This is a genomic window from Paracoccus caeni (assembly GCF_016629665.1).
GTDB classification, from domain to species: domain Bacteria; phylum Pseudomonadota; class Alphaproteobacteria; order Rhodobacterales; family Rhodobacteraceae; genus Paracoccus; species Paracoccus caeni.
In genome coordinates this window covers 1-25,181 of the sequence record NZ_JAEPRQ010000007.1, presented here as the reverse complement: position 1 = coordinate 25,181, position 25,181 = coordinate 1, and the positions used below count along the sequence as shown (strand labels likewise).

Annotated in this window: 22 protein-coding genes; 11 read left to right on the top strand and 11 right to left on the bottom strand. The window is 62.6% G+C overall.

All coding sequences use genetic code 11. From position 1 onward, the window contains the following. Positions 1–30 precede the first annotated feature (30 nt). Positions 31–954, bottom strand: coding sequence for an ABC transporter ATP-binding protein (locus JJJ17_RS15830; RefSeq protein WP_200688125.1), 924 nt, complete (start codon positions 952–954; stop codon positions 31–33). A gap of 148 nt (positions 955–1,102) precedes the next feature. Between JJJ17_RS15830 and JJJ17_RS15825 the strand changes: the two genes are divergently transcribed. The 6 genes from JJJ17_RS15825 to JJJ17_RS15800 all read left to right on the top strand — a co-directional run bounded on the left by JJJ17_RS15825 (position 1,103) and on the right by JJJ17_RS15800 (position 8,119). Further along, positions 1,103–1,291 (top strand): zinc-finger domain-containing protein, encoded by a 189-nt coding sequence (locus JJJ17_RS15825; protein ID WP_200688402.1) that lies wholly within the window; start codon positions 1,103–1,105, stop codon positions 1,289–1,291. Between the two features lie 326 nt (positions 1,292–1,617). Beyond that, positions 1,618–4,410 carry a DNA polymerase I gene (gene polA / locus JJJ17_RS15820; RefSeq protein ID WP_200688123.1) on the top strand — a complete coding sequence of 931 codons (2,793 nt, stop codon included), beginning with the start codon at positions 1,618–1,620 and terminating at the stop codon, positions 4,408–4,410. After that, on the top strand, positions 4,410–5,318 hold the full coding sequence (locus tag JJJ17_RS15815; protein ID WP_200688121.1) for a cation diffusion facilitator family transporter: 909 nt from the start codon (positions 4,410–4,412) through the stop codon (positions 5,316–5,318). Before polA ends, JJJ17_RS15815 begins: the two co-directional genes overlap by 1 nt. A gap of 195 nt (positions 5,319–5,513) precedes the next feature. Next, positions 5,514–6,770 (top strand): NAD(P)/FAD-dependent oxidoreductase, encoded by a 1,257-nt coding sequence (locus JJJ17_RS15810; RefSeq protein WP_200688119.1) that lies wholly within the window; start codon positions 5,514–5,516, stop codon positions 6,768–6,770. 70 nt (positions 6,771–6,840) lie between these two features. Continuing rightward, positions 6,841–7,353: a MarR family winged helix-turn-helix transcriptional regulator gene (locus JJJ17_RS15805; protein ID WP_200688117.1), complete on the top strand. Its 513-nt coding sequence runs from the start codon at positions 6,841–6,843 to the stop codon at positions 7,351–7,353. Positions 7,354–7,510: 157 nt separating this feature from the next. Continuing rightward, positions 7,511–8,119 carry a WHG domain-containing protein gene (locus tag JJJ17_RS15800; RefSeq protein WP_200688115.1) on the top strand — a complete coding sequence of 203 codons (609 nt, stop codon included), beginning with the start codon at positions 7,511–7,513 and terminating at the stop codon, positions 8,117–8,119. On the opposite strand, the gene JJJ17_RS15795 is transcribed toward JJJ17_RS15800, so the two are convergent. Continuing rightward, entirely contained in the window at positions 8,116–9,021 is a 906-nt protein-coding gene (locus tag JJJ17_RS15795; RefSeq protein WP_200688113.1) for a LysR family transcriptional regulator, read from the bottom strand. The two genes, JJJ17_RS15800 and JJJ17_RS15795, sit on opposite strands and share 4 nt — an antisense overlap. 120 nt (positions 9,022–9,141) lie before the next feature. On the opposite strand from JJJ17_RS15795, the gene JJJ17_RS15790 reads away from it, so the two are divergent. Both JJJ17_RS15790 and JJJ17_RS15785 read left to right on the top strand, forming a co-directional pair. Beyond that, the gene (locus JJJ17_RS15790) at positions 9,142–10,323 is read left to right on the top strand and encodes an MFS transporter (RefSeq protein ID WP_234464148.1); all 1,182 of its coding nucleotides are present in this window, start codon (positions 9,142–9,144) and stop codon (positions 10,321–10,323) included. Positions 10,324–10,828: 505 nt separating this feature from the next. Continuing rightward, positions 10,829–11,386 (top strand): hypothetical protein, encoded by a 558-nt coding sequence (locus JJJ17_RS15785; RefSeq protein WP_200688111.1) that lies wholly within the window; start codon positions 10,829–10,831, stop codon positions 11,384–11,386. A 27-nt stretch (positions 11,387–11,413) separates the two neighbouring features. Here the strand turns inward: JJJ17_RS15785 and JJJ17_RS15780 are convergent, their stop codons facing one another. From JJJ17_RS15780 to JJJ17_RS15755, 6 genes are all read right to left on the bottom strand, one after another. Next, complete coding sequence (locus JJJ17_RS15780; RefSeq protein WP_200688109.1) at positions 11,414–12,580, bottom strand: iron-containing alcohol dehydrogenase; 1,167 nt, start codon at positions 12,578–12,580, stop codon at positions 11,414–11,416. Position 12,581: 1 nt separating this feature from the next. Further along, a complete protein-coding gene (locus JJJ17_RS15775) occupies positions 12,582–13,964 on the bottom strand; it encodes an aldehyde dehydrogenase family protein (protein WP_200688107.1) in 1,383 nt (460 codons plus the stop codon). A gap of 21 nt (positions 13,965–13,985) precedes the next feature. Next, positions 13,986–15,353: a glutamine synthetase family protein gene (locus JJJ17_RS15770; protein ID WP_200688105.1), complete on the bottom strand. Its 1,368-nt coding sequence runs from the start codon at positions 15,351–15,353 to the stop codon at positions 13,986–13,988. 77 nt (positions 15,354–15,430) lie between these two features. After that, the gene (locus JJJ17_RS15765; protein ID WP_200688103.1) at positions 15,431–16,471 is read right to left on the bottom strand and encodes a TRAP transporter substrate-binding protein; all 1,041 of its coding nucleotides are present in this window, start codon (positions 16,469–16,471) and stop codon (positions 15,431–15,433) included. Positions 16,472–16,519: 48 nt separating this feature from the next. Then, the gene (locus tag JJJ17_RS15760) at positions 16,520–17,848 is read right to left on the bottom strand and encodes a TRAP transporter large permease (protein ID WP_200688101.1); all 1,329 of its coding nucleotides are present in this window, start codon (positions 17,846–17,848) and stop codon (positions 16,520–16,522) included. Continuing rightward, positions 17,848–18,354, bottom strand: coding sequence for a TRAP transporter small permease subunit (locus JJJ17_RS15755; RefSeq protein WP_200688398.1), 507 nt, complete (start codon positions 18,352–18,354; stop codon positions 17,848–17,850). The genes JJJ17_RS15760 and JJJ17_RS15755 overlap by 1 nt, the downstream gene beginning before the upstream one ends. 206 nt (positions 18,355–18,560) lie before the next feature. On the opposite strand from JJJ17_RS15755, the gene JJJ17_RS15750 reads away from it, so the two are divergent. After that, entirely contained in the window at positions 18,561–19,427 is an 867-nt protein-coding gene (locus JJJ17_RS15750) for a MurR/RpiR family transcriptional regulator (RefSeq protein WP_234464147.1), read from the top strand. 234 nt (positions 19,428–19,661) lie between these two features. Here the strand turns inward: JJJ17_RS15750 and JJJ17_RS15745 are convergent, their stop codons facing one another. Then, a complete protein-coding gene (locus JJJ17_RS15745; protein ID WP_200688099.1) occupies positions 19,662–20,801 on the bottom strand; it encodes an AI-2E family transporter in 1,140 nt (379 codons plus the stop codon). A gap of 169 nt (positions 20,802–20,970) precedes the next feature. Between JJJ17_RS15745 and JJJ17_RS15740 the strand changes: the two genes are divergently transcribed. Together JJJ17_RS15740 and JJJ17_RS15735 are read left to right on the top strand one after the other, a co-directional pair. Then, the gene (locus JJJ17_RS15740) at positions 20,971–22,182 is read left to right on the top strand and encodes a winged helix-turn-helix domain-containing protein (RefSeq protein WP_200688097.1); all 1,212 of its coding nucleotides are present in this window, start codon (positions 20,971–20,973) and stop codon (positions 22,180–22,182) included. 78 nt (positions 22,183–22,260) lie between these two features. Then, positions 22,261–23,442 (top strand): hypothetical protein, encoded by a 1,182-nt coding sequence (locus JJJ17_RS15735; RefSeq protein ID WP_200688095.1) that lies wholly within the window; start codon positions 22,261–22,263, stop codon positions 23,440–23,442. 4 nt (positions 23,443–23,446) lie between these two features. On the opposite strand, the gene JJJ17_RS15730 is transcribed toward JJJ17_RS15735, so the two are convergent. After that, positions 23,447–24,250, bottom strand: a complete 804-nt coding sequence (locus JJJ17_RS15730) for an ABC transporter permease (protein ID WP_200688093.1) — start codon at positions 24,248–24,250, stop codon at positions 23,447–23,449. Further along, positions 24,247–25,128, bottom strand: a complete 882-nt coding sequence (locus JJJ17_RS15725) for an ABC transporter permease (RefSeq protein WP_200688092.1) — start codon at positions 25,126–25,128, stop codon at positions 24,247–24,249. The genes JJJ17_RS15730 and JJJ17_RS15725 overlap by 4 nt, the downstream gene beginning before the upstream one ends. Positions 25,129–25,181 lie beyond the last annotated feature (53 nt).

Here is a 25,181-nt window from a genome sequence, read left to right as displayed (position 1 = left end):
TTCAGGCTTTGGCCGGGCAGGGCGGTTGGCCTAGCCTCGGGTCATTTCGACGAAGACATCCTCAAGATCGGGCTGTTCGCTGGCCACGTCCAGAATCGGCACGCCCGCGCCGCGAAGTGCATCCAGCAGTTGATCGGCGCGGATGCGTGACGGCGGGTAGCTGATCGCCAGCCGCCCGTCGGCGCGCCATTCGGGCTTTGCGCCTTCGGGCAGGGTGGGCAGGTCGCGGCTGCCTCCGGTATCCAGCACCAGCGTCTTGCCGTCCTTGCCGGCCAGCAGGTCACGGGTGTTCTGGCGGATCACCAGTTCGCCGTGGTTGATGATGGCGATTTCGTCGCACATCTGTTCGGCTTCTTCCAGATAATGCGTGGTCAGGATGATCGTCATCCCCTGTTCGTTCAGCTTGCGCACATTGGTCCACAGCATCTCGCGAAGCGTGATGTCCACGCCCGCCGTCGGTTCGTCCAGCACAAGGATTTGCGGGCGGTGGACCAGCGCCTTCGCCAGCAGCAAACGGCGGCGCATCCCGCCCGACAGGTTGCGGGCATAGGCATTGGCCTGATCGGTCAGCCCGACCAGCGCCAGCAATTCATCGGTCCAGCGCTCGGATTTCGGCACCCCGTAAAGCCCCGCCTGCACCTCAAGACTGGCACGGGGGGTGAAGAACGGGTCCATGTTCAGCTCTTGTGGCATGACGCCGATGGCGGCGCGGGACTGGCGCGGGTTCACGTCCTGATCGAAGCCCCAGATCGTGACCTTGCCCGCGCTTTTGTTGACCAGCCCGGCCATGATGTTGATCAGCGTCGATTTGCCCGCGCCGTTCGGGCCAAGCAGGCCAAAGATGCCGCCTGCGGGGATATCGAGGTCGATCCCCTTCAGCGCCTCTTTCGCGGGCGCGCGGCCCTGAGCGGCATAGGTCTTGCGCAGACCGGCGATTTCGATGGCATTTGTCATAGCTTGCATTCCCGGCAGAGCTTGCGAAGGCAGGCGGCGCTGCGGTATTGGGTTAGACCAGATGATGCCCGCCGCGACAAGAAGGCCAGCCATGACGCATATCGTGACCCCCGAGAACTCTCTCTCCACCGGACAGGATCCGGCCGAGATGCGGTTGCCCGCGCCCGAGACTGTCACCGTGACCAAGTGGAAGGTCGCCTGCGACGGCGACGATGCCATCGGTCTGGGCCATCCGCGTGTCTGGCTGGCGATCTCGCCCGAGACCGGCTTTGTCGATTGCGGCTATTGCGACAAGCGCTTCGTGATCGACCGCGACCACGCGCACGACGATCACTGAAACTGCGTTGAAACTCCGATAGCCTCGCTGCGGTTCGCAGAGGCCAGAGGTCTGGCAGGAAACTGTCCAGTGGACAGTTTCCCAGACCGATTGCCCGGAGCCGCAAGGCGAAGGGCAAGTGGCGCGCCACAAGGCCGAACAGCAGCAATCTGGCCGCGCCTGACTGGGCTGGCGCGGTAACGCGCCTGCCAAAGGGCAGGCAGGCGCGGCCAGATTTGTCGCGGGACAAATCTGGCAAGGCGGGCAGCCGCCCCCTGCAAGATGCCCCTTTGCCCCCGCCCGCTGTTTCTGCCACAACAAAGGCCGACAGCGCGAAAGGACATGACATGAGCTTCGGCAAGGGCAGCCACCTGCATCTCATCGACGGCTCGGCCTTCATTTTCCGGGCCTATCATGCCCTGCCGCCTCTGACGCGGAAATCGGATGGCTTGCCCATCGGCGCGGTGGCGGGCTTTTGCAATATGCTGTGGAAATACGTCACCGACGAACGCGGCAGCGATGCGCCGACCCATGCGGCGGTGATCTTTGACCATTCGGCCAAGACCTTTCGCAACGAAATCTATCCCGCCTACAAGGCCAACCGCCCCGAACTGCCCGAGGATCTGCGCCCGCAATTCCCGCTGACCCGCGACGCCACCCGCGCCTTCAACATCGCCAGCATCGAAACCGAGGGTTACGAGGCCGATGACATCATCGCCGCCCTGTCCTGCAAGGCGCGCGATGCGGGCGGTCGCGTCACCATCGTCAGCAGCGACAAGGATCTGATGCAGTTGATCGGCAATGGCGTCACCATGCTGGACCCGATCAAGGGCAAGGATATCGGTCCCGATGAGGTGGTCGAGAAATTCGGCGTCGGTCCCGACCGGGTGATCGACGTGCAGGCATTGGCGGGCGATTCGGTCGATAACGTGCCGGGCGCGCCGGGCATCGGCATCAAGACCGCCGCGCAGCTTATCAACGAATATGGCGATCTGGAAACGCTTCTGGAACGCGCGGGCGAGATCAAGCAGCCCAAGCGTCGTCAGACCCTGATCGATAATGCCGACCAGATCCGCATCTCGAAGCAACTGGTGACGCTGGATTGCGATACGCCGCTGGATTTCACGCTGGAAAGCCTTGAGATGCAGGAGCCGGTGGCGGATCAGCTTCTGACCTTCCTGGCCGAGATGGAGTTCCGCACGCTGACCAACCGGGTTGCCGAACGTCTGGGGGCAGAGGCTCCGGCGGTGGTCTCGGCACCCCCGTCCGAGGCACCCGCCGCGCCTGCCGCCCTGCCCATCGATACTGCCAGCTATGAGACGGTGACGGATATGGCCGCGCTTGAGGCGTGGATTGCGGCGATCCGTGATACCGGCCATGTCGCCATCGACACCGAAACCACCAGCCTTGACGAAATGCAGGCCGAGTTGGCGGGCATCTGTCTGGCGGTCGCGCCGGGCAAGGCCTGCTATGTGCCGGTCGGCCATGTCGAGGGTGGCGACGACCTTTTCGGGCAGACGCAGCGTGTCGCCGGGCAATTGCCGATGGACGAGGTACTGGCGGCGCTGAAGCCGGTGCTGGAAGACCCGGCGATCCTGAAGATCGGCCAGAACCTGAAATATGACTGGAAGATCCTTGCCCGCCACGGCATCCGCATGGCCCCGGTCGCCGATACGATGCTGATGTCCTATGCGCTGAATGCGGGCACCCATAATCACGGCATGGACGAACTGGCCGAACGCTATCTGGGCCATCGCACCATCCCGATCAAGGATCTGATCGGCAGCGGCAAATCGCAGATCACCTTCGCGCAGGTGCCGATCGACAAGGCCGCGCCCTATGCCGCCGAAGATGCCGATGTAACCTTGCGCCTGTGGCAGCATTTCGCACCGATGCTGCCGTCCGAGCGGGTCACCACGGTTTACGAGACGCTGGAGCGTCCGATGGTGCCGGTGCTTGCCGGGATGGAGATGGCGGGCATCCGCATCGATGGCGATGTGCTGAAGCGGATGTCGAACGCCTTCGCGCAGAAGCTGGCCCAGCTTGAGGATGAAATTCACGCGCTTGCGGGTGAGAAATTCAATGTCGGCAGCCCGAAGCAACTGGGGGAAATTCTGTTCGACAAGATGGGCATGGCGGGTGGCAAGACCGGCAAGACCGGCGCCTATTCGACCAGCGCCGATGTGCTGGAGGATCTGGCGGCGGAAGGGCATGACCTGCCGGCGCGGATCCTTGACTGGCGGCAGGTCTCGAAGCTGAAATCGACCTATACCGACGCGCTGCCAACCTATGTGAATCCGGACACCAAGCGGGTCCATACCAGCTATTCGATTGCCGGGGCGCAGACCGGGCGTCTGGCCTCGACCGATCCGAACCTGCAGAACATCCCGGTGCGCAGCGACGAGGGGCGCCGCATCCGCGAAGCCTTTATCGCCACGCCTGGGCATAAGCTGGTCAGCCTTGATTACAGCCAGATTGAGCTGCGGATTCTGGCGCATGTCGCCGATATTCCGGCGTTGAAACAGGCGTTTCGCGACGGGATCGACATTCACGCCATGACCGCCAGCCAGATGTTCAACGTCCCGGTTGAAGGCATGGATCCGATGATCCGCCGCCGGGCCAAGGCGATCAATTTCGGGGTGATCTATGGCATCTCGGGCTTTGGCCTGTCGCGCAATCTGCGCATTCCGCGGGCCGAAGCGCAGGCCTTCATCGACACCTATTTCGAGCGTTTCCCGGAAATCCGCGCCTATATGGCCCGGACGGTGGCGGATGCGAAGGCCGAAGGCTCGGTCCGCACTTTATTCGGTCGCCGGATCAACACCCCCGGTATCAATCAAAGCGGTCCCGCCGCCGGTGGTGCCCGCCGCGCCGCGATCAACGCGCCGATTCAGGGGGCTGCGGCGGATATCATCCGCCGGGCGATGATCCGCATGCCTGCCGCCATCGCGCATCTGCCCGCGACAATGCTGTTGCAGGTCCATGACGAACTGGTCTTCGAGGTCGAAGACGGCGCCGTGGATGAGCTGATTTCCGTGGCCCGCGACGTGATGGAGAACGCGGCCGATCCTGCGGTGAAACTGTCTGTGCCTTTGGTCGTTGATGCAGGGCAGGGGATGAACTGGGCAGAGGCACACTGATGAGCCATTCGCATCACCACCAAGGTCACGGGCATTCGCACGGGCTTGGTGGCGATGCGGCAATCGGCTGGGCGGTGGTCGTCAATCTGGGGCTGACGGCGGTGCAGATCATCGGCGGGATCGCCGCCGATTCGACCGCGCTGATTGCGGACGGCATCCATAACCTGTCGGATGCGATGGCGTTGGTTCTGGCCTTCGGTGCCCGCCGTCTTGCCCGCCGCGCCGCCACCCCGGATTGGAGCTTTGGCTGGGGCCGGGTCGAGGTCGTCGCGGCCTTCGTCAATTATCTGGCGCTGATCGCGGTGTCGGTCTGGCTGATGGCGGAAGCGGTGGGCCGTCTGGGTGAGCCACCTCAGGTCGCGGGCGGGCTGGTGATGCTGCTGGCCGGATTCGCGCTGATCGTCGATCTGGGAACGGCAGCGCTGGTCTGGCGGCTGGCCAAGGAAAGCGTGAATATCCGCGCGGCCTTCCTGCACAATCTAGCGGATGCGGGCGTCTCGGTCGCGGTGATCCTTGGCGGCGCGCTGATCTGGGCCTTTGGCTGGAACCTTGCCGATCCGCTGCTGACGCTGGCGATTTCGGTGGTAATCCTGTGGCATGTCGGAACGGAAATCGGCCCGGTCTTCCGCACGCTGATGCTGGCTGCGCCGCCGGGCAGCGATCCGGCAGGCGTTATGACCGCGCTGAAATCTGTGCCGGGCGTGCGCGACGCGCATCACCTGCATCTGTGGCAGATCGATGAAAAACGAAACGCTGCCTCGGTTCATCTGGTGGTCGAGGGCGAAGATTACTTCGCCATTACCCGACGGGCCAAGGAGATGCTGGCCGAGCAGTTCCAGATCGACCATGCGACCATCGAGATCGAGCCTCCTGAAGCCTGCGCGGATATGCGGGAACATGAGCATTGATCGGCGGCATATCGAAACCTGACATAAGCAAGATTATGGAACATGTTTGTTCGTGACGGCTTGCTGCCGTTACCGGGCTTGAGACACCACGGAATATAGAGCCGATCCACGCCACGGCTGGACCTTTCTCTTCCGGACTGCCATCCATGGCCCGCCACCGGGCCCAAGACCGGCCCGTCAAAGCAGGAGACAGGCATGACACGCAAAGTCGTCATCGTGGGCGCGGGTTTCGGCGGGTTGCAAGTGGTGCAGGACCTGAAGGGAGCCGGTTGCGAGATCACCCTGATCGACCAGCGCAATCATCACCTGTTTCAGCCGCTGCTGTATCAGGTTGCGACCACTCTGCTGGCGACCTCGGAAATCGCATGGCCGATCCGTCGGCTGCTGAGGAACCGTCCCGATGTGACCACGCTGCTGGCAACGGTGACCGGCATCGACCGCGAGCGCCGCGAGGTGCTGCTGAAGGATGGCGGGCGGGTGCCCTATGACGATCTGGTTTTGGCGACCGGCGCGACGCATGCCTATTTCGGGCGTGACGATTGGGAAAAAGACGCCCCCGGCTTGAAGACGCTGGAGGATGCGACGACGATCCGCCGCCGTCTGCTGCTGGCCTTCGAGGCGGCCGAATTGTCCGACGATCCCGCCGAGCGCGAGGCATTTCTGACTTTCGCCGTCATCGGTGCCGGTCCGACCGGGGTCGAACTAGCCGGGATCATCGCGGATCTGGCGCACCGTATCCTGCCCAGAGAGTTTCGCCGCATCGACACGACCAAGGCGCGTGTTCTGCTGATCGAGGCAGGTCCGCGTATTCTTGCGGCGTTTCCAGAAAAGCTGTCAGCCCACGCGACCCGGTCGTTGGAACGGCTGGGCGTCGAGGTGCAGACAGGCTCACCCGTGACAGATCTGGGTGAGGCCGGCGTTGTCATTGGCGACAAGCCCATTCCCTGCCGCACGGTGATCTGGGCTGCGGGGGTGCAAGCCTCTGCCGCCGGGACATGGCTGGGGGTCGAGACCGACCGCGCCGGGCGGGTGATGGTCTCAGACCGGCTGACCCTGCCCGATGATCCGCATATCTTCGTGCTGGGCGACACCGCCCATGTCGAGACCGACGGAAAGATGGTGCCGGGCGTCGCGCCTGCGGCCAAGCAGCAGGGCAAGCATGTGGCCGCGATGATCCGGGCCGATCTGGCAGGAAAGCCCCTGCCCGGCCCGTTCCGCTATCGCCATATGGGCAATCTGGCGACGATCGGCCCGAACTCGGCGGTGATCGATTTCGGGCGCTTCCAGTTGCGGGGGCGGCTGGCCTGGTGGATCTGGGGACTGGCGCATATCTATTTCCTGATCGGCACGCGGTCACGTCTGGTCGTGGCGCTAAGCTGGCTGTGGAGCTTCCTGTCGGGGCAGAACTCGGCCCGGCTGATTACCCAGAAAGAGACGTTGCGGGATCAGTAAAGCCACGGCGTTCGCGACGTTGCCGCGCTTCATCATTGAAGCGTGCCCCCGCATGTGGCACCGTTATGCCATGACCGGAACATCCCGCGACCGAACCGATCAGAGCCTGATCGCGCTACGCCGCATTCTGCGCGCGACAGAGCTTTATTCGCGGGAACTGGCGCATTCGGCGGGCCTTACCCCTTCGCAACTGCGGGTTCTGCAAATCGTGGCGGCCAAGGGCGGCAGCGCCACCCCAAAGGCGCTGGCGCTGCAGATGGGCGTCAGTCAGGCGACTGTCACCGCGCTTGTGGACCGGGTCGTTGCGCGCGGCATGGTCAGCCGGATGCGGTCCGAGCTTGACGGACGGCAGACCAATGTGACCCTGACGCCTGCCGGGGAAACGGCGGTGCAGGACGCGCCGGATGCCCTGCAGCAACGCTATGTCAGGGCGTTCGAGCGGCTGGACGAGGCGGTGCAATCGCAGCTTCTGGCCTCGCTTCAACAGGTCGCTGCGATGCTGGATGCAGGTGGGATCGACGCGGCGCCGGTGCTGAGTTCAGGCGATCTGCGTGATGTCGCGCCAAAGCGCCCGCGCGATTAGAACGCGGGCATCGAACCGTCTTTTTAGACAGGCTGGCCGGTTCGCCGTTGGGAATAGCGGCGATTTCGTGCTAATCATTGGAAGTGCTCGCTGATTAACGGTTTTCGTGTCGCGATTTATGAAGGCGCGCCGCAAGACTTGTGGATCAATGGTAGAGATGACACCCGTGCAGCGCCGAGGCGGCAGTATCTATTCCAAGGCCGTCGAGGCTACGACGACGTTGATTTCAGAGACCGGGCAGATGCCTTCGGTCGGCGAAGTCGCGAGCTCGATCGATGTGCCCGAGACCGAGCTGATCCAGCTTTTTCCCGACATGACGCATCTGATCGGCGCGATGGCCGAAAGCGCGCTGATGTTGCTTCAGGACCTGTGCATCCGCATCGTGGTCGAGGCCGATTCCGAAGACCCGGTTGCGCAGTTCGAGGCGCTGGCCTGTGCCTATGTCGAATGGGCCTATACCTATCCGCGAGAGTTTCGGATCATCGGCGCCATGCCCGCGACGCAGTTCGAGGGCAGCGAAAAGCTGGTGCGCTACGAAAAGTCGATCCATGATCTGATGCTGAAGCTGCTGCGGCGGGCGCAGGCCAAGCAGATGCTTGCCGAAACCGAGGATTTGCATTCGCTGGTCGCGATTGCCCACACCTATGCTTACGGCGTTGCCAGCAAGATGCTGGTCGGCGATCTGGCGCGATGGCTGCCGGGTCGACATGACCGTGACGCCGCGCGTGTGGCGCTGAGCATCTTTATCCGCAAGGTGCTGCGCTAGGGCGCGACAAGGAACGCGCGCAGGCGCGGGACCATGAAATCCAGAAAGGCGCGGATGCGGTGCGGGATATTGTCGCCGCCGATGAAGAGGGCGTGAATATCCTCGGTATCGCCCCGTGTCGCCTCGGGCAGGATTTCGATCAGCCGACCTTCCCGCAGATCCTCGCGGATGTGGAACTCACCGATCCGCCCGATTCCCGCCCCTGCCAGCGCCAGCCGCTGCACCGTGCCACCGTTATTCGCGATCAGCGGGCCGGAGAGGTTGCGATCCTGAACCCGCCCGCTGTCCTGTAGTGGCCAGATCGGGCCGGAGCGGCGGAAATTAAGGCCTAGGCAGGAATGATGGGCCAAATCTTCCACGGTTTGCGGCGTGCCGTGACGCGCGAGATAATCGGGCGAGGCCACCATGAGCCGCTGTGCCGTGCCCAGCTTCAGCGCGGTCAGGCTGGAATCGGGCAATCTGCCGACGCGGAAGGCCACATCGGTATGGTCAAGGTAAAGGTCGATGACCTCATCCGACAGCGACAGGTCGATGACGATATTCGGATGCGCCTCCCAGAAGGCGGGCAGCAGCGGCTCGACCGCGACGATGCCGAAGCCGACCGAACTGCTTACCCGGACGGTGCCGCTGATGCTGGTCGCGCCGGTGGACAGGTCATGCTCGATCTCTTCCAGATCGACCAGCAGCGCCCGGCTGCGGTCGTAATAGATTTGCCCCTCTTGCGTCAGCGACAGCCGCCGGGTTGACCGTTCCAGAAGACGCACGCCCAGCCGCGCCTCGATCCGGGCGATCAGTTTGCTGACGGTCGAGGGAGTCATCAGAAGCTGACGAGCCGTTTCGGAAAAGCTGCCGGTATCCACGACGCGCTGAAAGACCTGCATCTCGCCAATCCGGTTATCCATCGCGCAGCCTTCGATTGATGAAATAGCTTCACAGATAATGTGGTTTTCGGAGTGATTATCAAGATCGCAGTCGGTGCGTATCTGTCCGCCTGTGAAACGGGTTGCAGATGAGAGACGACAATGCAGGACATGAAACAGGGATCGCGCTGGCCGCTTCTGGCGCTGGCGATCGGAGCGTTCGGGATCGGCACGACCGAATTTTCGCCGATGGGGCTGTTGCCGGTGATCGCGGACGGGGTCGATGTGTCGATCCCGACGGCGGGGATGCTGGTCAGCGCCTATGCGCTTGGCGTGATGATTGGCGCGCCCGTGATGACACTCCTGTTCAGCCGGTTCGGCAAGCGGACTGCGCTGATGGCGCTGATGGCGATTTTCACCATCGGCAACCTGATGTCGGCGATGGCGCCAGATTACTGGACGCTGCTGCTGGCGCGGCTGGTGACCAGTCTGAACCACGGCGCATTCTTTGGCCTTGGCGCGGTCGTGGCGGCCAGCGTGGTGCCGCGTGACAAGGCGGCCAGTGCGGTTGCGACGATGTTCATGGGCCTGACCATCGCCAATGTCGGTGGCGTGCCGGCCGCGACCTGGTTGGGGCAACAGATCGGCTGGCGGATGTCCTTTGCCGCGACCGCCGTTCTGGGCCTGCTGGCGATTGCCGCGCTGTGGATGGCCTTGCCCAAGGGCGAGCCCGGCCAGCGTCCCGATGTGCGGCGCGAGCTGAAAGTGCTGATCCGGCCCGAAGTGGTCGTCGCCATGCTGACGACGATGCTGGGGGCAAGCGCGATGTTCACGCTCTACACCTATGTCGCGCCGATGCTTGAGACGTTGACGGCGGCTTCGGGCGGGTTCGTCACGCTGTCGCTGATGCTGATCGGCCTTGGCTTTACGGCGGGCAACTGGCTGGGCGGTCGGGTGGCTGACTGGTCACTGGACGGGGCCGCGGCTATCTTTCTGGCGGCGCTGGCGGTGATCATGCTGGCGGCACCATTGCTGATCGGCAGCCATGTGGGCGCTGCGGTGACGCTGTTGATCTGGGGCGCTGCGGCTTTCGCCATCGTGCCGCCGGTGCAGATGCGGGTGATGCAGGCGGCGTCCGAGGCGCCGGGGCTGGCCTCGTCGATCAATATCGGCGCGTTCAATCTGGGTAACGCTGTGGGTGCAGCGGTCGGCGGGGCGGTCATCAGTCTTGGACTTGGTTATGCTGCGGTGCCGGTTGCCGGTGGGTTGCTGGCAGCGGTCGGGTTGGCTCTGGTCTGGTTGGGTCGCCGGAAGGCGGTCCCGGCGGTGGCTTGCAGCGCTTGAAGATGGATGCGGGCGAGGGAGACCTCGCTCGCATTTCTTATATTTATAATGATAATCAATTAATTAAATGAATATCATAATGTTATTTATGCGTATGCCGTGAGTGACGAGGCACGGGCGGACCTGCGCAGTCTGCGGTCAGGCCTGACACTCGCAAGATGCGGCGGAGAACATGGCGGCATGATCATATTTTTATTTATTTTCATAAAGCTGATAAGTGAATCATAAATTTCTTCTAAGATCATCTCTGCTCACTCGAATGAAAAACCGCGCCCGATGAGGGGCGCGGCGATTAGGCTCTAAAAATGTGCTTTCACTGAGCTTATGGGCGACACCCTACCCTTGGCGTTTGTCGGTTTCATGAAGATTAACATTCGGTACCGTGACATTTCGGGCGTCTCTGACCATGCGCGTGCGGGTGAACAACAAAACCCCAACCGCTGAACCCCAAGCTTGGGCGATGCGTTAAGGGATTGATCTGAAGCAGGAACCGGACCTCAATACGATGCATAAGACCCTTCTCGTTGGCGCCCTGACGCTTATCGCGCTGCCCGCACAGGCAGAGATCGTCAGCGAATACACCTCATTTGACCCGACCGCAGACTGCCATGTGATTGCGCAGAGCGATGAAGGCCCGACCTCTGATCGGGTCTGCAAGGGATATGGCAATTATCCGGTGTTCCTGACCGATACCGACGGACGGCAGACGGTGACGGTTGGCTTTGCCAATGATCGCGGCATGCCGACCTTTAGCCGCTTCAACTACGCTGGCGACAAGATCGAATGGCGGATCGATCGCAACGGCGCGAAAGACCGTCCCTACGCCGCCATCCAGCGCTGGTTTCTGGCAGATGCCGAAGGTGAGTGGACCACGGAACTGCTGGCCGTCTATCGCGTCGGCCAACCTGCCGAGGGCGGCGCCTGCACCATCGGCTATCTGAGCGGCCAGAACGTGAATGAGCGTGCCCGTGAACTGGCCGATGCGAAGGCTGCGGATTTCACCTGCGGCACCGATCAGCCCGACATCGATGCCGCCCTAGAGAGCGACATCGCCCCGCAATAAGGTCAAGCGGTCTATCCCCTCGCCTCTCTACATGCAGGCGTCGAACAGCGCGCGGGTGTTCTCGCGCGTCATGGTGACAGGATTACCGCCGCAGGACGGATCTTCCAGTGCCATTTCGGTCAGCTCGTCCAGACGTGCCGGATCGACGCCCATCGCGGTCAGGTTCGACGGGATCGACAGCTCGGCCCGCAGATCCATGATCCGGGCGCGGAAGCCGTCAAAGCCGCCGGCGATGCCCAGATAGGCTGCCGCCGCCGCGATCCGGTCCTCGATGGCCGGGCGGTTGAAATCCAGCACCATCGGCATGACCACGGCATTGGTGGTGCCGTGATGCGTGCCATAGACCGCACCGACCGGATGGGACAGCGAATGGATCGCGCCCAGTCCCTTCTGGAACGCCACAGCGCCCATTGCCGCCGCCGACATCATGTGGCCGCGCGCCATCAGATTGTCCGGCTCGCGATAGACGACCGGCAGGTTCTCGAACACCAGCCGCATCCCTTCCAGCGCGATGCCCTGCGACATTGGGTGGTAGATGGGCGAGCTATAGGCCTCCAGACAATGCGCCAGCGCGTCCATGCCGGTGCCTGCGGTGATGAATTTCGGCATGCCGACAGTCAGCGCCGGATCGCAGATCGTCACCACCGGCATCAGTTTGGGATGGAAGATGATCTTCTTCTTGTGGGTGTCCGAATTGGTCAAAACGCCCGCGCGCCCCACCTCGGACCCGGTGCCTGCCGTGGTCGGGACCGCGATGATCGGCGCGATCGCATCGGCATCGGCGCGGGTGAACCAATCGTCCACATCCTCCAGATCCCAGACCGATAGATCGGCCCGCTGCCCCGCCATCAGCGCGATCATCTTGCCCAGATCAAGCGCCGAGCCGCCGCCAAAGCAGATCACCCCGTCATGCCCGCCCGCCCGATAGACCGCGATCCCCGCCGCCATATTCGCCTCGTTCGGGTTCGGATCGACCTCCGAGAACACCGCCCGGCCAAGCCCCGCCGCCTCCAGCACGTCCAGCGCCGTCGAAGTGATCGGCAGGCTGGCCAGCGCCTTGTCGGTGACCAGCAGCGGCTTTTTCAGCCCGGCGGCCTGTGCATGTTCGGCCAGTTCGGCGATACGCCCGACGCCGAACTTGATCGCGGTCGGGTAAGTCCAGTTCCGGCTGGGAACGCCGTGATTGTCGCTCATGTCAGACCTTCTTGAGATGATATGATTTCGGGCGGGTGACCGACAGGAAACCCAGATAGGACAGCGATCCGCCGCGTCCGGTATCCTTGCAGCCGGTCCAGCACAAAGCCGGGTCCAGATAATCGGCACGGTTCATGAAGACGGTACCGGTCTCGATCCGGGCACCGATTTCGGCGGCCTTGTCGTAATCTTCGGTCCAGATGCTGGCGGTCAGGCCATAGGGGCTGTCATTCATCAGCCGCAATGCCTCTTCGTCGTCCGAGACCTTCATGATCCCGACCACCGGGCCAAAGCTTTCCTCGGTCATCACCCGCATCGAATGGTCCACATCGATCAGGATCTGCGGTGCCAGATAGGCCCCGCCATCATCGGCAGGAAAACCCGCCGCATCGATCAGCGGTTTGGCACCATTGGCCAGAGCCTCGGCCACCTGATCGCGAACGGTTTTTGCAAAGCGCGTATTCGCCATCGGGCCAAGCGTGGTCGCCTCGTCATTCGGGTTGCCCAGCTTCAGCGCATTGACCCATGCCACGGCCTTTTCGACAAAGGCGTCATAAAGGCTGTCATGGACATATATCCGCTCGATCCCGCAGCAGCATTGGCCGGAATTGAACATCGCCCCGTCCATCAGCGTATCGACCGCCGCGTCCAGATTGGCATCCTCGCGGACATAGCCCGGATCCTTGCCGCCAAGCTCCAGCCCAAGTGGCACAAAAGTGCCCGCCGCCGCCCGCTCGATCGCCTGACCGCCGGTGACAGAGCCGGTGAAGTTGATGAAGCCAAAGGACCGTTCGGCGATCAGGGTCTCGGTCGTGGCATGATCCAGCACGACGTTCTGGAACACATCCTCGGGGATGCCCGCCGCGTGAAAGGCTTCGGCCAGATGCTCACCGGCCAGCAGGGTCTGGCTGGCATGTTTCAACACCACGGTATTTCCGGCGATCAGGGCCGGGACGATGGTGTTGATCGCGGTCAGATAGGGGTAATTCCACGGCGCGATGACAAAGACGACGCCAAGCGCCTCGCGCGCCAGATAGCGGCGAAAGGCATCGTTGTCCTCGACCATTTTCGGGGCCAGCGTTTCGGCGGCGATCCCGGCCATATAATCGGTGCGGGCATTGACGCCGCCCATCTCTCCCTTGCCGAAGCGGATCGGGCGGCCCATCTGACCGGCCAGATCGGCGGCAATCCGGTCCTGCATCGCGGTCAGTTTGGCCACGCCCGCCTTGACCAGCGCAATCCGGTCGTCCAGCGGGCGCGCGGCCCATGCAGGTTGCGCCGCCTTGGCGCGCGCCACCGCTGCCCGCGCCGCATCAAGGGTCAGCGGAACCCGCTCGGCATAGACCGAGCCATCCACGGGGGAAATCAGTTTGATCGATGTCATCTTATCCTCTTGGGGAAACGCCTATGAGCGTTCAAACAGGCGCTGAAGTTCGAAATCGGTGACCACGCGGTCGGTCTCGGCAATCTCCCATTCGGCGGCGTGGTGGTAATGGTCAACCACCTCATCGCCAAAGGCTTTGCGATAGGTGTCGGACGCCTTCAAGACCGCCGCCGCGTCACGCAGATTGCGCGGAATCTCGGCCAGCCCATCGGTGTGATACATGTCGCCCGCCGCCGGGGCGGGCAGGTCCAGCTTGCGTTCGATCCCGTCCAGACCCGCCGCCAGCAGCGCGGCGCAAGCCAGATAGGGATTGGCATCCGATCCGGGGATGCGGCATTCGATGCGCACAGCCTTGGTGCCCGCGCCGCAGACCCGGTAGCCCGCGGTGCGGTTGTCGATGGACCAGACCGCCTTGGTCGGCGCGAATTGTCCCACGGTGAAGCGTTTATAGCTGTTCACATAGGGCGCCAGAAACGCCGTCATATCCGCCGCCGCCGCCAGTTGCCCGGCCACGAAATGCTTCATCAGCGCGGACATGCCGTGTTCGTCCTTCGGGTCGTGGAAGGCGGGCTTGCCGTCGGCTGTCCACAGCGATTGGTGGACATGCGCCGCCGATCCGGCCTTGGCGGTGTCATATTTCGCCATGAAGGTGACCGACTTGCCGCGCGCCCAGGCGATTTCCTTGACCGCCTGTTTGATGATCGTGTGATTGTCGGCGGTGTCGAGCGCGTCGGAATAGCGGTAATTCACCTCGGCCTGCCCGCTATCGGCTTCGCCCTTGGTATTCTCGACCGGGATGCCCGCGCCGTGCAGGCCGTTGCGAATCGCGCGCATCACATCCTCTTCCTTGGTGGTCTGGAAGATGTGGTAATCCTCGTTATAGGCCGATACGGCGGTCAGATTGCCAAAACCCTGATCGCGGAAACTTTCATAGCTATTTTCAAACAGATAGAATTCCAGCTCGGTCGCCATCATCGGCTCGAACCCCATCTTGCGGGCGCGGGCCACCTGACGCTTTAGAATGGCGCGGGGCGAGATGGCGATTTCCTCATGCGTGTGGTGATCCAGCAGATCGCACATCACCATCGCGGTGCCCGGCAGCCACGGCAGCAGGCGCAAGGTCGAAAGATCGGGCTTCATGACGTAATCGCCATAGCCCTGCGACCACCCGGCGCTGCGATAGCCGGGAACGGTGTTCATTTCCATATCCAGCGCCAGCAGGTAGTTGCAGCAATGGGTTTCCTCGTGCCCGCCGTTGAGGAAAAAGGCGGCGTGGAAGCGTTTGCCGATCAGGCGACCCTGCATGTCGGGGGCGACGACCAGAACGGTGTCGATCTCTCCGGCGTCGAAGGCCTTTTGCAGCGCCTTGAGGGTCAGGTTTGCGGGCATGTGAATCTCGTCAACTGAAATGGATGTTCAGGCAGCCTGCCGGGCGTTTCCGGCCCGGCAGGCGCATGTGCAGGCTATCAGCCGTAGCGGTAGGGTCGCCCGGCTTTGGCCATCACATCATTGTATTTCTTGACGATTTCGACCACCTTGGCCTTGACCTCGGATTCTGCGGCGATCTCGTCCCAGAATTCGCGGGCCTTTTCTTCGACCGTCGCCCATTCGGCATCGGGGATCGAGGTCAGTTCCAGCTTCGGCCCGTTCACCCGCAGATCCGCCTCGCCGCCCCAATACCACCATTGCCGGTAATAATGGGACTGCTCGAAGCAGACCTGCATCAGCAGTTTCAGATTATCCGGCACCTCGTTCCAGCGGTCGGCATTGGCAAAGAAATGCCCGATCCACGCGCCCGAGATATTGTTGGTCAGGAAATACTTGGTCACATCCGCCCAACCGACTGTGTAATCCTCGGTGATGCCGGACCATGCGATGCCGTCCAGCTCGCCGGTCTGCAAGGCGACCTGAATATCCTCCCACGGCAATTGCATCGGCACGACGCCGAACTGCGCCAGGAACCGGCCCGCAGTCGGGAAGGTAAAGACGCGCTTGCCGTCCAGATCGGCAAGGCTGTTGATCGGGTCTTTCGTGGCGAAATGGCAAGGATCCCATGCCCCGGCCGAGATGTGCTGAATGCCCACCGCGCCATATTCCTGTTCCCAGATCTCTTTCAGACCGTATTGGTTGAACAGCACCGGCACATCGAGGCTATAGCGGGACGCAAACGGGAAATAGCCGCCGAAGACAGTCACCTCGGTCGGGGATTGCATGGAATCGTCGTCCGATTGCACCGCGTCGATGGTGCCGTTCTGCATGGCGCGGAACAACTCGGACGTGGGGACAAGCTGGTCGGCATAGTAAAGCTCGATCTCCATCTGCCCGGCGGCGATCTTGTTGAACTGGTCGATGGCGGGCTTGCAGACATGCTCGCCCAGGGCGGCGCCGGCATAGGTCTGCATCCGCCATTTGATCGGCGCGGCTTGTGCATGAACGGCGGGGGCGGCAAGCACCCCTGCCCCGGCAAGCGCGCCGGTGGACAGGAATTTCCGTCTGGTCGTGGTCATTGTTACCTCCGTTGAGTGGTGGCGCGGTTCGGGCCGCGCCTTATGGTGTCATTGTCCGTAAACCTGATTGGGCAGCCACAGCGCGATCTGCGGGAAGATCATGATGATGATCAGCGTCAGGATCATGATCCCGACGATCGGCACGATCGAGCGGTAGATATCGGTCAGCGAAACCTGATCCGGCGCCATCGCCCGCATCAGGAACAGGTTATAGCCGAAGGGCGGGGTGATATAGGCGACCTGACAGGTGATCGTGTAAAGGATGCCATACCAGATCAGATCAAACTCCAGCGCCCGGACCAGCGGGATATACAGCGGCGCGACGATGACCAGCATGGCGGTATCGTCCAGAAACATCCCCATCAGCAGGAAAGAGACCTGCATCAGGATCATGATTTCCCACCGCGACAGGCCCAGATCCTCAAGGAAGAACGCCTCGATGGCTCGCACCGCGCCCAGTCCGTCAAAGACCGCACCAAAGGCCAGCGCCGCCAGCAGGATCCACATGAACATGCAGGACACGCCAAGGGTGCTGACGATGCATTTCTCCCAGACTTCGCGGGTCAGCCGCCGCTTGACCAGCGCAACCAGCGTGGCGATGGCCGCCCCGATGACCGAGCTTTCGACAAGGCTGACATAGCCCAGAACGAACGGCCCCATCATCGACAGGAAGATCACCACCGGCAGGACCCCTGCCGTCAGCAGCCGGTATTTCTCGGCGCGAGAGATGCTGGCCAATTCCGATTTCGGCAAGGCCGGGCCAAGCGCCGGATTGATCCGGCAGCGGATCACCACATAAAGCAGGAACAGTCCCGCCATCAGCAGACCGGGGAAAATCCCCGCCAGCCAAAGCTGCCCCACCGGCTGCCGCGCGATCATCGCATAAAGCACCAGCACGATAGAGGGCGGCACAAGGATGCCCAGCGACGAGCCGCCCTGAATGATCCCCGTCACCATCCGCTTGTCATAGCCGCGCTTCAACAGTTCGGGCAGGGCGATGGTCGCGCCGATGGCAAGCCCCGCCACGGAAAGCCCGTTCATCGCCGAAACCAGGACCATCAGCAGGATCGTTCCAATCGCCAGACCGCCGGGAACGGGTCCGAACCAGACATGGAACATCCGGTAAAGATCGTCGGCCAGCCGGGTTTCCGACATGACGTAACCCATCCAGACGAACATCGGCAGGGTCAGCATCGGATACCAGTTCATCAGCTTGATCGTGCTGGTGAAGGCGATGTCATGCCCGCCTCGATCACCCCACAGCATGATCGCCGCGACCACGGCGACAAAGCCGATCCCGGCAAAGACCCTCTGCCCGGTCAACAGCATCGCCATCATGCCCGCGAACATGGCAATCGCGATATATTCATAGGGCATCAGATCCGCTCCCCGCGCAAAGTGGCAATGTCACGGATCAAAAAGGCGATGCTTTGCAGCAGCATCAGGAACACGCCGACGCAGATCACGATCTTGATCGGCGCCATATAGGGCCGCCAGACGGTGCGAGAGCGTTCGTTCACCTCGAAGGCATAGATCGTGCTTTCGATTCCGCCCCACAGCATGACGGCCAGAAAAAAGATCAGCGCGAAAATGGTGATGCAATCGACCGCCGCCTGCATCTTCGGCGACCAGCGCCCGTAAAGCAGGTCCATCCGCACATTCGCGCCAAGGATCAGTGAATAGGCCCCGCCAAGGACGAAATAGCCGACCATGGTGAACTGGGCCATTTCCTGCGTCCACAAGGCAGGCCGGAAGAACGCCTTGCTGATGACAGACCATAACAGCACGCCCGCCAGAACGAAGATCAGATACATGGCGACACGCCCGATGCGGGTATTCACCGTCTCGACGATATGAACGAAAGCGACGGCAGCGCGCGGCATGCTCATCGCGCCACCACGGGTCCGAACGGAGCTTGTCGCGGGACAGATCCCTCAGGAAAGGCCCCCGACGCAATCGATGTCATCATTCGACTCGTCTCCCTGTTTTTTGGATCAGCGTCGGCTTCCTTCACCGCTTCTGTCAAGAATTTTTCTGAACAATAATTTCTGTTACAAACGTTTCTGTGTGAATCGGAAGGCTGTCAGCCATGAACATCGAACAGAAGATGCGCGCCTCTCTGGGCGATCTGACCCGGGCCGAGCGTCAGGCCGCGACCCATATCCTGTCGCATTTCCCGATGTCGGCGCTTGGATCCATCACCACACTGGCGCGGGCCGCCGAGGTGTCGTCACCCACCATCGTCCGGCTGGTCCAAAAGCTGGGCTTTCGCGGCTATTCGGATTATCAGGCGGCGCTGCGGGCCGAGGTTGAACGCCTGCTGGTCGCGCCACTTTCGCTGCCCGAAGGCGCCCGCGAACCGCAGGCCCATCCGCTGCAATCCTTCGCCGCGCAGGTCGTCGCCAATATCGAGGCCACCATCGGCCAAATCCCGGCGCAAGATTTCAACGGCGCGGCGGCGATGCTGGCCGATCCTTCGCGAAAGGTGGCGGTGATGGGCGGGCGGCTGACCCATGCCCATGCCGATTATATGGCAACGCTGCTGCGGGTGATCCGCCCGGACGTGACCTATCTGGCGGACCATCTGACCGACTGGCAACAGGCGCTGCTGGACATGCGCGCGGGCGACGTGGTGGTGATCTTCGACATCCGCCGCTATGAGACGAACGCCGTCCATCTGGCCGAACTTGCCGCGGGTCAGGGGGCCGAGGTGATCCTGATCACCGACCGCTGGCTTTCCCCCGCTGCCGCCCATGCCCGCCACAGCCTGCCCTGCCGGATCGAGATGCCCGCCACTTGGGATTCCACCGCCACCCTGATGGTCGTAGTCGAGGCGCTTCTGGCCCAAGTTCAGGGCCACCTTCCCGATCAGGTGCAAGAGCGCCTGAACCAGCTTGAAGACATTTTCGCCCGAACCCGCGTCTTCGGCGCCCCAAGAATGGGTGGCCGCGGATAGACCGGCTTCCGGCCCACCACTCCCCCGACAAAACCACGGTAGGGTGCGTGCTCCGCACGCACCGAATCCCTCAACGCAACACCCACCGTTCGCAAGCGGTGTACAGCCTGTGCACATGCTGTGCTCCGCCGGTGTACGCCTTGTGCAACCGCAATCCCAGCATTTGCTGGCACAATCCGCACCTGTGCGATTTTGTTGCGAAAACAGCCGATGCAACGCCCGCAGGCGTTGCGTCTATTGTCGCGGCATCCTTGGATGCTCGCGGATCTCACGCAGCCATTCACGCCACATCGCGACCAGCAGCGCCATCAGCACCGGCCCGACGAACAGCCCGACGATGCCCATGGTCTTCACCCCGCCAACCAGCCCGAAGAAGGTCGGCAGAAACGGCAGCTTCACCGGCCCGCCGACCAGAACTGGCCGGATGGTCTTGTCCACAATGAACAGCTCGATCGCGCCCCACATGAACAGCAGCACCCCGTTCAGCGGCGACCCGCTGGCCACCAGATACAGCGAAACCAGCGTGAAGGACAAAGGTGCGCCGCCGGGAATCAGCGCCATGAAGCCGGTGATGATCCCCAGAAGAACCGGCGACGGCACCCCGGCGATCCAATAGGCGATGCCCAGAATGACGCCCTCGCCAAGGGCGATCAGGGTCATCCCGGTCACGGTCGAGCTGATGGTCAGCGGCACCACGCGCGACAACCGTTCCCACCGAAGGGGCAGTATCCTGGCGCCGACAAGATCGATCTGCGCGGTGATTTTATCGCCATCCTTGTAGAAGACGAAAAGCGCGATCAGCATGAACAGCAGGTTCAGCAGCAGGTGAAACGCGATGTTTCCGGCGGCAAAGATGCTGCGATAGATCGAAGCGATGGTGTTGCCGCTGGTCAGTTGCACGAATTCGGCAATCGCACCCGGTCGGCCCACGAACTTCATCCACTGCTCGTCGATCCAGTCGCCGATGCGGGGCAGTTCGGCCAGCCATTCGGGCGTCGCTGCGCCCAGGGCGTTGACCTCGAAAGCCCAGCCGATCCAGTTCCGCAGTTCCTCGAAGGCGAAGATCATCGCCATGCTGATCGGCACGACCAGAAACATCACGATCACGAGAACGAACAGCGAGGCCGCGCCAAGCCGCCCGATACTGGTGTTTTCCTGCACCCACCGGAACAGCGGCCAGCTTGCAAAGGCGATGATCATCGCCGCCAGAACCGGGACAAGGAAGCCGTGGAAGAAATAGATCGCCGCGCCGATCACGAAGACCAGAAGCCAGCGCGCGGCCGAGATATCGCTGATCAGGGGAAGCCTTCCATAGGGCGTCCGCGGGACCGGCTCGGGACGCTCCACCCTTCCGGTCCCTTCCTGATTCTGCATCGACTTTCCTTCCCTGCCCGTCGCGCGAGACTCGCGTTGGCAGAGCCAATCACGACAACATGTCACTGGGCAAGAGCGGATTGGCATCGCTGCCCGCACCGTGAACCGCCCCTGTCTGACGCGCACCGGCCCCGATTGCAAGTTCCGCACCGCCGGTTAGTCTTTCCACATGACCCGCCCCCTGCTCACCAACCCCGCCGCCCGCCGCCTGTTTCTGGACCGCCACCTGCTGTTGCAGCCGGGCGGAGGAGCGGGCCGGGGCGATGATCTGATGGAGGTTCTGACCGCGCTTGGTTTTGTTCAGGTGGACAGCGTCAACACCCTCGCCCGATCCCACGACCTGATCCTGTGGTCGCGGCGCGGGCGCTATCGGCCCAAGGCGCTGCAACATCTGGTCGCCCGCCATCGCACCGCTTTCGAGCATTGGACCCATGATGCCGCCATCGTGCCGATGCAGTTCTATCCGATGTGGCGGTTGAAATTCGACCGTGACCGGGCGCGGATGCATCAGCGCTGGCCCGCATGGCGTCGCGAAGGATGGGATGCCGAAATCGAGTCGGTGCGCGCCCATGTCGCGGCGCATGGCCCGGCCTGTTCGATGGATGTCGGCGAAGGCGAGCCGCGTGGCTCGACCGGATGGTGGGACTGGCATCCGTCGAAAACCGCGCTGGAATATCTGTGGCGCGCGGGCGAGTTGGCGATCTGTCACCGCGAGGGGTTTCGCAAATACTATGACCTCTGCGACAGGGTGATCCCCGCCACATGGCGCGACACGCGAATGAGCGAGGCCGAAATCATTGACTGGACGATGAATGCCGCGCTGGACCGGCTTGGCTTTGCCACCAGCGGCGAATTAGCGGCATTCTTTGAAATCGCCACCCGCGACGAGGCAAAGGCATGGTGCGCCCGCGCACTGGCCGAGGGCCGGATCATCGAGATCGATGTGGAAACGGCAGACGGCGCAGTTCGCCGCAGCTTCGCCCGCCCCGGGCTTGTCGAAGAGGCGGCCACCCTGCCGCCGCCCACATCCCGGGTTCGCCTGCTGTCGCCCTTCGATCCGGCGCTGCGCGACCGCGCACGGGCCGAACGGCTGTTCGGCTTCACCTACCGCATCGAGATCTTCGTGCCCGCGCCGAAACGTCAGTATGGCTATTATGTTTTCCCGATCATGCAGGGCGACCGTCTGATCGGCAGGATGGATGTCAAACGCGAAGGCGGCACGCTGGCCGTGCGCGCCTTCTGGCCGGAACAGGGGGTTCGCATGGGCAAAGCCCGGCAAGCGGCGATCGAGGCCGAATGTCAGCGGATCATGCCACTGGCCGGAGTTCAGGAACTGACCTTTGCACCGGACTGGCTGCGGCAGACACTTCGCACCGGCTGAAGCGGTGTCATTAAAGGACTGACGGGACGCCCACGAGCCGCTAGGCTCGTTTTGGCAGCAAGGCAAAAGAGGCGGCGGATGATCGGCATTGGCAAGGCAGGCTTCGTCATCGGCTTGTTCTGCGCGGCCTCTGCCTCTGTCGCGCTTGCGGATCTGCGGGGCGATGTGGTTCCGCCGGTTCGCTGGAACGACAAGCAGGCGGCAGAGCAGCGCTGGACGCCGGTCGAGTTCGATCTGGGGCCGCCAAACCTCATCTTCCGAACCTATCTTCCCAAAGACGCGACGACGGAATCGATCCATTTGCCGGACCAGCCCGCCAGCGAAAATCTGGGGCGAATGATCATCGCGGGCAAATATACGATCCCGGTGCCGGGCGAAGTCATTGATGGCAGTATTGTTGCTTATGAGCTTCGCTATACCGGCTCGGCCCAGCGGCTATGTGTCTTTGCCGTGACCAGCGCTGGCTACGGGATGCGGGCGGTCGATGCGGCGGCCGACGGGACGCATACGCAAATCCTGTCCTTTCGCCCCGGACCGGATGGCACGCCGAACGAGATTGCCTTCAGTGATTGCCGGACCCGCGGCCATACCATTCTGGCCCAGCATTTCCTGCGCCCGATCCCTGCGGAGGCGACGCTGGATGATCTTGAGGTGCTTGCAAAGGACACCGCCGAGCGTCTTGCCCCCGTCATCGGCAATATCCGTTTTACGGATGGTCGGGCGGACGGCTATGCCGAGGCGGCAGAGATGGTTCCGCTGGTCATCAATGGCACGCGCAGCGAATTGCCGGTGCCGACGGCGTTCGAAGTGGTCTTCAACGATTTCGACGGACGGACTGGTTTGAAGGAACTGTATCTGCTTCACCAGCCCGACAAGATCGTGCGCAATCTGGTCTGGATGGTGTCATCACCAGCCCCGACAGAACCCCCGATTGAAGCCTCGCTTGAACTGCTGACCCAGCAATTCATGTTGCAGACGAATGACGTGCTAAGCCTTGAACCTGCATCACAGGTGACAACTTCAATGCCGGATTGGGCGAGCGTTGCGGCAAAAACGATACGCTACGATGTTAAGGACAAGGACGGTCAGCAGGCCGGGACGCTGGACGCGGTGATCGTCTGGAACGACGGGCAGGCCTATGTGATGAGCTGGTTCTCGAACTACGGCGACGACGGCAGCGCGAACGCCATGACCTCGCGGCTGCCGGGCCAGACGGTGGTTGACCTTCTGACCCGGAAAATTCAGGCGGCGACGCCTTAAGCTGTCACTCTGCCGCGGCCTTCGCCTTTCTGCGCCGGGCGATCTCATAGGCGATGGCACCGATGATCGTCGCAGCGATCATGATCAGGGCCAGCGCATTGACCGCTGGCGTCAGGCCGGTGCGGACCTTGGTGGCGATGAAGACCGTCAGCGGGGTTTCAAATCCCCGCACGAACAGGGTGGTGTTGTAATTCTCAAAAGATTGCAGCACCGCCAGCCCGGCAGAGGCCAGCAAAGCAGGCCGCAGGAACGGCAGCAGCACCCGGCGGAACACCATCACCCGAGATGCGCCAAGGCCAAGTGCTGCCTCTTCCTGCGTGCGGTCGAAGCGTTGCAGGCGCGCGACCACCATCAGCATGACATAGCAGATGATAAAGCTCGACTGTGCCACCACGACCAGAATCAGGCCGCCGCCCACGCCGACCTGCCGCCACAGGATCAGCGTAGCGATGCCGATGACCACGCCCGGCGTCAACAGGGGCGACACCATCAGCGCATAGAAGAAGCTGCGCGCCCGCGCATGCAGCGTGGTCAGCACCAAGGCCGCCGCCGTGCCGACGGGGACCGAGATGAGAACGACGAAGAAGGCGATCACTGCGGATGTCCACAACGCCTCCCACATCGCCCGGTCGGCCCACATCGCCTTGAACCATTCCAGCGTCGTGCCCTGCCACGGCACCACGGTCGGGAAGCGGCTGGTGTTGAACGAGGCCGCGCTCATGATCAACAGCGGCGCGAAGAGATAGAAGGCGAAGGCCGCGATGTAGAAGACGAACAGCGCCTTGAAGATCCGATCCGCCCCGCTCATTTCGCCACATCCGCCAGATTGACGCGGAAAAGCCGCAGCGTGATCAGGACGACCGCCAAACAAAGCAGCAGCAGCACCAGCGCATAGGCCGCCCCCCGGTTCCAGTCGCCGCCCTCGAAGAACCAGTTATAGATGATCTCGGTGAACCATCGGCTGCCGGGCGATCCAAGCAGCGCGGGCGCAACATAAGACCCCGCCGCCAGCATGAAGGTGAAGACGCAGCCGGTGGCGATGCCGGCCTTGGCATGGGGGATCACCACCCGCAGATGCGTTCGCCAGACCGGCGCGCCAAGGTCGCGGGCGGCCTCTAGCTGCGCTTTTTCAAGGCTTTCGATGGCGTTGTAGATCGGCAGCAGCATGAACAGGATATAGGCATAGACCATCCCCGCAAGGACGCCAAAATCGCCCTGCCAGCGGATCGGGCGGTCGATCATCCCGATGCCCAGAAGCGCCGCGTTCAACGGGCCGCGATAGGCAAGGATGATATACCAGCCAAGGGTCCGCAGCACCTCGTTCACGAAGAACGGAATGATCAGCGCCATCAGCGCCAGCGACAATTGCGTCCGCGTGGCGCGTTGGGCCATCCAGAAGGCGATCGGGTAGCAGACGACAAAAGTGGTCAGCGTCACCACCCCGCTGGCCCAGATAGTTTTGAAGAAGATGCTGCGATGGACCGCCTCATTCGCCAGATAGGCGAAGTTCGACAGCGAATAGCTGTCATCCGGCCCACCGATCTGCGCGGGCGGCAGGTTCGGGCGCAGCGCATAGTCCAGCGTCATCAGGTTCGGCGCGACCACCATGCCGACCAGCCAGATCGCCACGAGGATGATGAAAAACGAGGCCAGCCAGCCCCCGAAGCGTTGGAACAGTTCAGTCATCGGCCAGCACCACCGCATGTTCCGGCGTGAACGAGAAATGCGCCTTTGCCCCC

Excerpts from the sequence above, each read along its gene's own strand:
- JJJ17_RS15830 (WP_200688125.1), bottom strand. The coding sequence starts at position 954 with ATGACAAATGCCATCGAAATCGCCGGTCTGCGCAAGACCTATGCCGCT.
- JJJ17_RS15825 (WP_200688402.1), top strand. The coding sequence starts at position 1,103 with ATGCGGTTGCCCGCGCCCGAGACTGTCACCGTGACCAAGTGGAAGGTC.
- polA (WP_200688123.1), top strand. The coding sequence starts at position 1,618 with ATGAGCTTCGGCAAGGGCAGCCACCTGCATCTCATCGACGGCTCGGCC.
- JJJ17_RS15815 (WP_200688121.1), top strand. The coding sequence starts at position 4,410 with ATGAGCCATTCGCATCACCACCAAGGTCACGGGCATTCGCACGGGCTT.
- JJJ17_RS15810 (WP_200688119.1), top strand. The coding sequence starts at position 5,514 with ATGACACGCAAAGTCGTCATCGTGGGCGCGGGTTTCGGCGGGTTGCAA.
- JJJ17_RS15805 (WP_200688117.1), top strand. The coding sequence starts at position 6,841 with ATGACCGGAACATCCCGCGACCGAACCGATCAGAGCCTGATCGCGCTA.
- JJJ17_RS15800 (WP_200688115.1), top strand. The coding sequence starts at position 7,511 with ATGACACCCGTGCAGCGCCGAGGCGGCAGTATCTATTCCAAGGCCGTC.
- JJJ17_RS15795 (WP_200688113.1), bottom strand. The coding sequence starts at position 9,021 with ATGGATAACCGGATTGGCGAGATGCAGGTCTTTCAGCGCGTCGTGGAT.
- JJJ17_RS15790 (WP_234464148.1), top strand. The coding sequence starts at position 9,142 with ATGCAGGACATGAAACAGGGATCGCGCTGGCCGCTTCTGGCGCTGGCG.
- JJJ17_RS15785 (WP_200688111.1), top strand. The coding sequence starts at position 10,829 with ATGCATAAGACCCTTCTCGTTGGCGCCCTGACGCTTATCGCGCTGCCC.
- JJJ17_RS15780 (WP_200688109.1), bottom strand. The coding sequence starts at position 12,580 with ATGAGCGACAATCACGGCGTTCCCAGCCGGAACTGGACTTACCCGACC.
- JJJ17_RS15775 (WP_200688107.1), bottom strand. The coding sequence starts at position 13,964 with ATGACATCGATCAAACTGATTTCCCCCGTGGATGGCTCGGTCTATGCC.
- JJJ17_RS15770 (WP_200688105.1), bottom strand. The coding sequence starts at position 15,353 with ATGCCCGCAAACCTGACCCTCAAGGCGCTGCAAAAGGCCTTCGACGCC.
- JJJ17_RS15765 (WP_200688103.1), bottom strand. The coding sequence starts at position 16,471 with ATGACCACGACCAGACGGAAATTCCTGTCCACCGGCGCGCTTGCCGGG.
- JJJ17_RS15760 (WP_200688101.1), bottom strand. The coding sequence starts at position 17,848 with ATGCCCTATGAATATATCGCGATTGCCATGTTCGCGGGCATGATGGCG.
- JJJ17_RS15755 (WP_200688398.1), bottom strand. The coding sequence starts at position 18,354 with ATGCCGCGCGCTGCCGTCGCTTTCGTTCATATCGTCGAGACGGTGAAT.
- JJJ17_RS15750 (WP_234464147.1), top strand. The coding sequence starts at position 18,561 with ATGAACATCGAACAGAAGATGCGCGCCTCTCTGGGCGATCTGACCCGG.
- JJJ17_RS15745 (WP_200688099.1), bottom strand. The coding sequence starts at position 20,801 with ATGCAGAATCAGGAAGGGACCGGAAGGGTGGAGCGTCCCGAGCCGGTC.
- JJJ17_RS15740 (WP_200688097.1), top strand. The coding sequence starts at position 20,971 with ATGACCCGCCCCCTGCTCACCAACCCCGCCGCCCGCCGCCTGTTTCTG.
- JJJ17_RS15735 (WP_200688095.1), top strand. The coding sequence starts at position 22,261 with ATGATCGGCATTGGCAAGGCAGGCTTCGTCATCGGCTTGTTCTGCGCG.
- JJJ17_RS15730 (WP_200688093.1), bottom strand. The coding sequence starts at position 24,250 with ATGAGCGGGGCGGATCGGATCTTCAAGGCGCTGTTCGTCTTCTACATC.
- JJJ17_RS15725 (WP_200688092.1), bottom strand. The coding sequence starts at position 25,128 with ATGACTGAACTGTTCCAACGCTTCGGGGGCTGGCTGGCCTCGTTTTTC.